This is a genomic window from Mesorhizobium sp. M7A.F.Ca.CA.001.08.2.1 (genome assembly GCF_003998455.1).
Classification (GTDB): Bacteria; Pseudomonadota; Alphaproteobacteria; order Rhizobiales; family Rhizobiaceae; genus Mesorhizobium; species Mesorhizobium ciceri.
Window position 1 is genome coordinate 1 of the sequence record NZ_RZPW01000369.1, and the last position, 6,036, is coordinate 6,036.

Below are 6,036 nucleotides of genomic sequence, written 5' to 3' on the forward strand. Positions count from 1 at the left end.
GCCTTGCGACAGCGTCGAGCGAAGCAGTTTCAGCCGCTCCTGGCGGCCGCCAATTCCTATCTCCGACCAGGCGCCTGGAAAGGGCGACAGGCCACGAATATGATTGTGGACCTCACTTGCCGAGCGAGTCCAGTCCACGCGAGTCTCGGATTTATCGATTTTCTTGGCGTAGGTCACCCCATCCACAGCTTGTGTGGTGAATGTCAGGGTGTTCCCTTCCAACCGCGCCAGCGCTTCCACCATCAAGGCAGCACCGACACTCATCAACCGATCATGCAGATCGCCGGCTGTCATATCGGGTTCGATGGCGCACTTTTCAACCAGCCCGACCGGACCGGTGTCCAGGCCCTCTTCCATGCGCATCACCATCATGCCGCTTTCCAGGTCACCGGCCATGATGGCGCGCTGGATGGGGGCGGCGCCGCGCCAGCGCGGCAGAAGCGACGCATGGCCGTTGACGCAGCCGAGCCGGGTTGCCTCCAGAACCGCCTTCGGCAGCAGCAAGCCATAGGCGACGACCACCGCCACATCGGCCTGCAAGGCGCGAAAAGCGGCCTGTTCGGCCTCGCCTTTGAGCGAAACCGGCGTCCGCACCTCGATGCCCAGTCGCTCCGCCTCGCGCTGCACCGGCGACGGCGTCAGCTCCAGCCCGCGTCGTCCGGCAGCGCGCGGCGGCTGGGTATAGACGGCTGATATCTCATGGCCAGCCTCGGCGATCGCGCGCAAGGTCGGCACCGAAAACTCCGGCGTACCCATGAAGATGACGCGAAGGGGCATTTTTTCTTCCGGTATCCTGTCTTCTTGCTCGCGCAGTGTGCCGGCTCAGGCATCCGCTTCAAACGGGTTTACGAGCTTTAGGTCAAGGCCGTCGAAGTCGCGGGACGACCGTCGCGCTATCTTTCCGCTTCGATCTTCTCCATGATTTCCGCGTATTCATCGCCAATTGCGCTTTCAGATACGAAAGCCGAGCGAATTGCAGCCCACGCCGAGAGGCTCGACTCCTCTCGGGCCGGCCTCTCCGCAACTATGCCTTTGCGCAGAAGGCCGATGGCCTTGTCCGAGACGCTTTGGCCGACCTCGCGCGCCGCCAGTTCGATCTCGCGCTTCAAAGGCTCAGGAATGTCCCTGATCAGCATGTCGACCGTCGGCATCTCCATTTGGTGGCAATCCTGCCGACAATAGGCCTGGAGGGGACTCCCGTACCTTATCCCGCGAGCTTGCCCGGCGCCTTGTCCCTGGCGAGCTTCTTGAATTTCTTTACCACCATGTCGCGCTTCAGCTTCGAGATGTGATCGATGAACAGGACGCCATTGAGGTGGTCGATCTCGTGTTGCAGGCAGGTCGCCATCAACCCCTCGGCCTCTATCTCCTGCAATTTGCCGTCGCGGTCGAGATATTTGACCCGCACGGAGGCGGGGCGTTCGACCTCGGCGTAATAATCCGGGATCGACAGGCAGCCTTCCTCATAGACGGAGCGCGCGTCGGCGCTCTCCAGGATTTCCGGATTGATGAAGACATGCGGCGCCGGCGTCTCGTCTTCCTTGGCGAGATCGATCACCAGCAAGCGCAGCGGCTCGCCGATCTGGATTGCCGCCAGCCCGATGCCCGGCGCATCATACATGGTCGCCAGCATGTCGTCGGCTAATTTGCGCAAAGGCGCGTCGACACGCTCTACGGGCTTGGAAACCTCGCGCAGGATGGGGTCGGGAAGGATGATGAGCGGCTTGATCGGCATGGCGTTCCACCTAAGACCTCCAGCGAAACGCGTCAACCGGTTGGCATCAGGCGCGTTCACGTTTTGATCTGTGCTATCGCGGCGAATCGTCTATGCTGTCCACATGAATGATTTGAGCACCATCCTTTCGGAGCCTGTCGCCCGGCTTGGCGCCACAACGATCACGCTCGGCCATGCGCTGGCCTTCGGCGTTTTGCTGTTTCTGGCCCTGTTCGTGGCGCTGGTCATTGCGTTGTGGCGGTCGGCCAAGGCGCGCGCCGTGGCGGCCGCGGAAGCCGCCGATCATGCCCGCGATGCGGAAGTGCGGATGGCCGGCATTCTGCAAAGCCAGGCCGAAATGCAGGGCCGCATGGGCGCCATTGCGGAAGTGTTCGGCGCACGGCAGGCGGAACTGACGCAATCGATCGGCCAACGCCTCGACGCCATGACCGGCCGGCTCGGCCAGACCATGACCGAGCAGACCAAATCCACGCATGAGAGCCTGGCCAAATTGCAGGAACGGCTGGCGGTCATCGACGTCGCGCAAGGCAACATCCAGTCGCTCGCCGGCCAGGTCGTGCAATTGCAGGCGATCCTCTCGAACAAGCAGACGCGCGGCGCGTTCGGCCAGTCGCGCATGGAGGCGATCGTTGCCGACGGCCTGCCGCACGGTGCCTATGAGTTCCAGGCGACGCTGTCGAACGGCAGCCGGCCCGACTGCCTGGTGAAGATGCCGAACGGCGCGCCGTCGCTGGCCATCGATGCAAAATTTCCGCTGGAAGCCTGGAACGCCATCCGCGCCGCCGATGGCGCCGATCTGCAGAAGGCAGCTTCGCAGGCCTTCCGCCGCGACATCGAGATACATGTCCGCGATATCTCGGAAAAATACCTGATCCAGGGCGAGACGCAGGACACTGCCTTCATGTTCGTGCCGTCGGAATCGGTGTTCGCCGAGATCCACGAGAATTTCGAGGCGATCGTGCACAAGGCGCACCGTGCGCGCGTCGTCATCGTCTCGCCGTCGCTGCTGATGCTGTCGATCCAGGTCATCCAGGCGATCCTCAAGGATGCCCGCATGCGCGAACAGGCGCACCTGATCCAGGGCGAGGTCATCCGGCTGATGGAGGATGTTGCGCGTGTCGATGAGCGGGTGCGCAAGCTGCAGGTGCATTTCGGCCAGTCGGCCAAGGACATCGACGACATACTGGTTTCGACGTCGAAGGTCACCAAGCGCGGCCAGAAGATCGAGGCGCTGGAATTCGGCGCGCAGCCCGACGGCGATGCCGCCGTAGACGCCGCGTCACGGGGTCCCGCCGCCAAGGTCGATACCGGCGCGCGCGTTGCCGATTCGAAAACCGGGCAGCTCAGGCTGAGGGTCGTCGAAGGCGACGATTGAGGCGCGGTGCCGGACCGGCGCTACTGCTCCTCCAACGTGGTCATGCCCTGAAATTCAGGCAGCCAGTGCAGCGCCGAGCGGTGCCATTTCTGCTGTGTCGGGATCAAATCCTGGCGCTGCCGCGCGGTCCCCACGCGAATTCCATAGACCTTCGGACCATCTCCGACAGACGTGGCGTAAAGATGCGAACCGCAGTCGGCGCAAAAGGCCTGGGTGCGCTTGGCGCCGCTCGCCACGATCTTGATGTAGACTTTCGGCGTGCCCTTGGTGATGCGATAGTTGCTTTCCGGCGCCGGAACCGTAAGGCGAAAAGCCGTGCCAGTCAGTTGCTGGCAATCCGTGCAGTGGCAGATCGTGGTCTTTTCCGGATCGACCTCCGCCTCGTAGGTGATGGCGCCACAATGACAGCCGCCGTCTATTCTCATCTTCGTTCCTCCAAAGCCCCTTCAATCTAGCGGCGCAAGGCCGTGAGGCAATGGCACGGTTTTAGTCCAGGGCAGGATCGGATGCGGAATCGATCAGCCTGCGCCGCTGCTCCCAGGTGCCTGACGTCTGCGGCTTGACGAACAGCCGTGTGATCTCCGGCATTTCCTTCTTCAACTGCGCCTCCAGGCGCTCGACGCAAGCTTCGATCTCGGGCGCCGTCAAATGGTCCTCGAACTCGATGCTGAGCCCGGCGACGATCTCTGTCGGCCCCATATGGACGGTCAGGACGCCGTTCGCCCGCTGCACCGCCGGATCCTGCTGGGCGATCGCCAGCACTTTCATCTGCACCTCGGGCGACGCCGGCTCGCCGATCAGCAGGCCCTTGCTTTCGCGGGCCAGGAAGATCGCGGTCGCGCCAAGGATCAGCCCGATGCCGATAGAGGCGGCGCCGTCGAGCTCCGGCATCTCCAGCAGTTCCGCCGCCAATATGCCGGCGAAAGCGACGATCAGGCCGAGAAGTGCCGCACTGTCCTCGAACAGCACGGTGTAGACGCTCGGATCCTTGCTCGACTGCACGGCCTGCAGCCAGCCTTGCCTGCCCTTCTGCCGGCGAAACTCCTTCAGCGCCACCCACCACGAACTGCCTTCGAACAGGAAGGAAAGGCCCAGAACAATATAGTTGACCTTGGCGTTGGCGACCGGCTCCGGCGCCATGATATGGACCACGCCTTCGTAGAACGACACGCCGGCGCCCAGCGCGAAGACGAGGAGCGCGACGATGAAGCTCCAGAAGTAGAGTTCGCGGCCGTGGCCGAGCGGATGCGTGCGATCGGCAGGGCGAGCGGCGCGGTGCATGCCGTAGAGCAGCAGGCCGCCATTGCCGGTATCGACCAGCGAATGGACGCCCTCCGACAGCATCGCCGAACTGCCGGTAAAGGCGGCGGCGGCGAACTTGGTCAGCGCGATGGCGAGATTGCCGGCGAGCGCCGCGTAGATCACCTTTTTTGAGCCGCCGTGCCCGGCCATGGCATTTGCCCCCGTTCAAGGCGCAGTCTAGCGGCCAGGCCGCTAAAGCTCCACAGGCATCACACCGTGCGAATGTCGGGTCGTCCACGGCAGCGGCCATGAGAGATCGGTCTATGGAAAACGGCGACTACTCGATGATCTCGCTGGTCCACACCTTGAAGCCGGCAAGCGTTCCCGGGCCGAAAATATGGGTCAGCGGCACGTCGGCGGCGTCGCGGCCGGAGGCGATCAGGATGCGGCCGATGCGCGGTGCATTGTTGCGCGGGTCGAAGACATGCCAGCGGCCGCCGAGATAGACTTCCATCCAGGCGCAGAAATCCATGCTTGCCCATGGCTTCGGCATACCGATGTCGCTGATGTAGCCGGTGCAATAGCGCGTTGGGATGTTGAGTGCCCGGCAGAAGGTGACGGCGAGATGCGCGTAGTCGCGGCACACGCCGCTCTGTTCACGATAGGCTTCCGCCGCGGTGCGCGTCGGCCGTGCATTGCCGTAGTTGAAGACGATGTGGCTGTGGACGAAGTCGCAGACCGCCTGCACGCGCGGAATACCCAGCGGCGTGTTGCCGAACAGCCGCCACGCCTCGTCAGCCAGAAGGTCGCTTTCGCAAAAACGGCTGGGCAGCAGGAACAGCAATGTGTCCGCCGGCAGGTCGCGCACCTCGTGCTGCCAGGCCATCAGGTCGCCCATCTCGAAGGTGCCGGGGTCGCGGATCACCGCGTCGGTGCCGAAGGTGAAGCGCCCGGGCGGCGCGACAAGCCGGTTGCACCAATTGCCGAAACTATCGCGATAGCTTTCGATCGGCACCGGTGGATTGGAGATCAGGAAATCCGGCCGCTCGAGATCGGAGGTCCGCGAATAGTGCACATTCAGCATCGCGATGAGCGGCGTTTCCTGCGGAAAGTCGAAGCTCATCTCGCAGCCGATGTGGATTCGCATTGTCGTCCTGCCGGCCTGCCTGACGATCACCCGGCGAAGCTCGGGTCGATGCTGCAGTGCGAAAATGACCATGGCACGGACCGCCATGGTTTACGAGCAAATTAGAGCAATTCCAGGAAAAGTGTGAAGCGGTTTTCCGTCCGGAATTGCGTCAAAACAAAGAGTTAGAGCAATTCGCTGTTTCCGCGAAACGGTGAATTGCTCTAGAAACCGGTTGAAAGCGATCCGCTGTCGGCGGCAACAGTCGCTAACCCCTTGCGGTCGGGCGGTTCTCTTGTTTCACTTGGCTTCTCACATCAGGAGGAACGAATCATGGCTAAAGGTGCGATGAAGGCAGGCAAGGAAGCCCGCAAGCCGAAGAAGGACGCCAAGAAGCCCGCTCCGGCTCCGGCGCTGAAGGCGCCGCCGGTCAAGGCGATGAAGCTCAAGGACAAGTAGGTCCGGCGATCCACTTCGCAATAAGATTACGGCCGGCGACACTTGTTGCCGGTCGCTGTTGCTCGAGCGCCCGAAATTCTTATATTGGCGTGGCGGGGG

At 62.7% G+C, this 6,036-nt stretch carries 8 protein-coding genes; 2 read left to right on the top strand and 6 right to left on the bottom strand.

Translation table 11 applies throughout. The features are described 5' to 3' along the window. The 3 genes from fmt to def all read right to left on the bottom strand — a co-directional run. On the bottom strand, positions 1-777 hold a 777-nt coding region (gene fmt, locus EN914_RS20870), incomplete at its 3' end, for a methionyl-tRNA formyltransferase (protein ID WP_127389234.1). A 116-nt stretch (positions 778-893) separates the two neighbouring features. Then, a complete protein-coding gene (locus tag EN914_RS20875; protein WP_013528470.1) occupies positions 894-1,157 on the bottom strand; it encodes a hypothetical protein in 264 nt (87 codons plus the stop codon). A gap of 47 nt (positions 1,158-1,204) precedes the next feature. Then, positions 1,205-1,735, bottom strand: a complete 531-nt coding sequence (gene def / locus EN914_RS20880) for a peptide deformylase (protein WP_024502081.1) — start codon at positions 1,733-1,735, stop codon at positions 1,205-1,207. Positions 1,736-1,838: 103 nt separating this feature from the next. Here def and EN914_RS20885 point away from each other — a divergent pair, with 103 nt between their 5' ends. Next, positions 1,839-3,110 (top strand): DNA recombination protein RmuC, encoded by a 1,272-nt coding sequence (locus tag EN914_RS20885; RefSeq protein ID WP_024502080.1) that lies wholly within the window; start codon positions 1,839-1,841, stop codon positions 3,108-3,110. A 20-nt stretch (positions 3,111-3,130) separates the two neighbouring features. Here the strand turns inward: EN914_RS20885 and EN914_RS20890 are convergent, their stop codons facing one another. From EN914_RS20890 to EN914_RS20900, 3 genes are all read right to left on the bottom strand, one after another. Further along, a complete protein-coding gene (locus tag EN914_RS20890) occupies positions 3,131-3,535 on the bottom strand; it encodes a GFA family protein (RefSeq protein WP_024502079.1) in 405 nt (134 codons plus the stop codon). Positions 3,536-3,596: 61 nt separating this feature from the next. Beyond that, positions 3,597-4,562, bottom strand: coding sequence for a cation diffusion facilitator family transporter (locus tag EN914_RS20895; protein WP_013528466.1), 966 nt, complete (start codon positions 4,560-4,562; stop codon positions 3,597-3,599). A 127-nt stretch (positions 4,563-4,689) separates the two neighbouring features. Beyond that, the gene (locus tag EN914_RS20900) at positions 4,690-5,499 is read right to left on the bottom strand and encodes a transglutaminase family protein (protein WP_024502078.1); all 810 of its coding nucleotides are present in this window, start codon (positions 5,497-5,499) and stop codon (positions 4,690-4,692) included. 312 nt (positions 5,500-5,811) lie between these two features. Between EN914_RS20900 and EN914_RS39895 the strand changes: the two genes are divergently transcribed. Then, positions 5,812-5,937 carry a hypothetical protein gene (locus EN914_RS39895; RefSeq protein ID WP_013528464.1) on the top strand — a complete coding sequence of 42 codons (126 nt, stop codon included), beginning with the start codon at positions 5,812-5,814 and terminating at the stop codon, positions 5,935-5,937. The last annotated feature ends 99 nt before the right edge of the window (positions 5,938-6,036 follow it).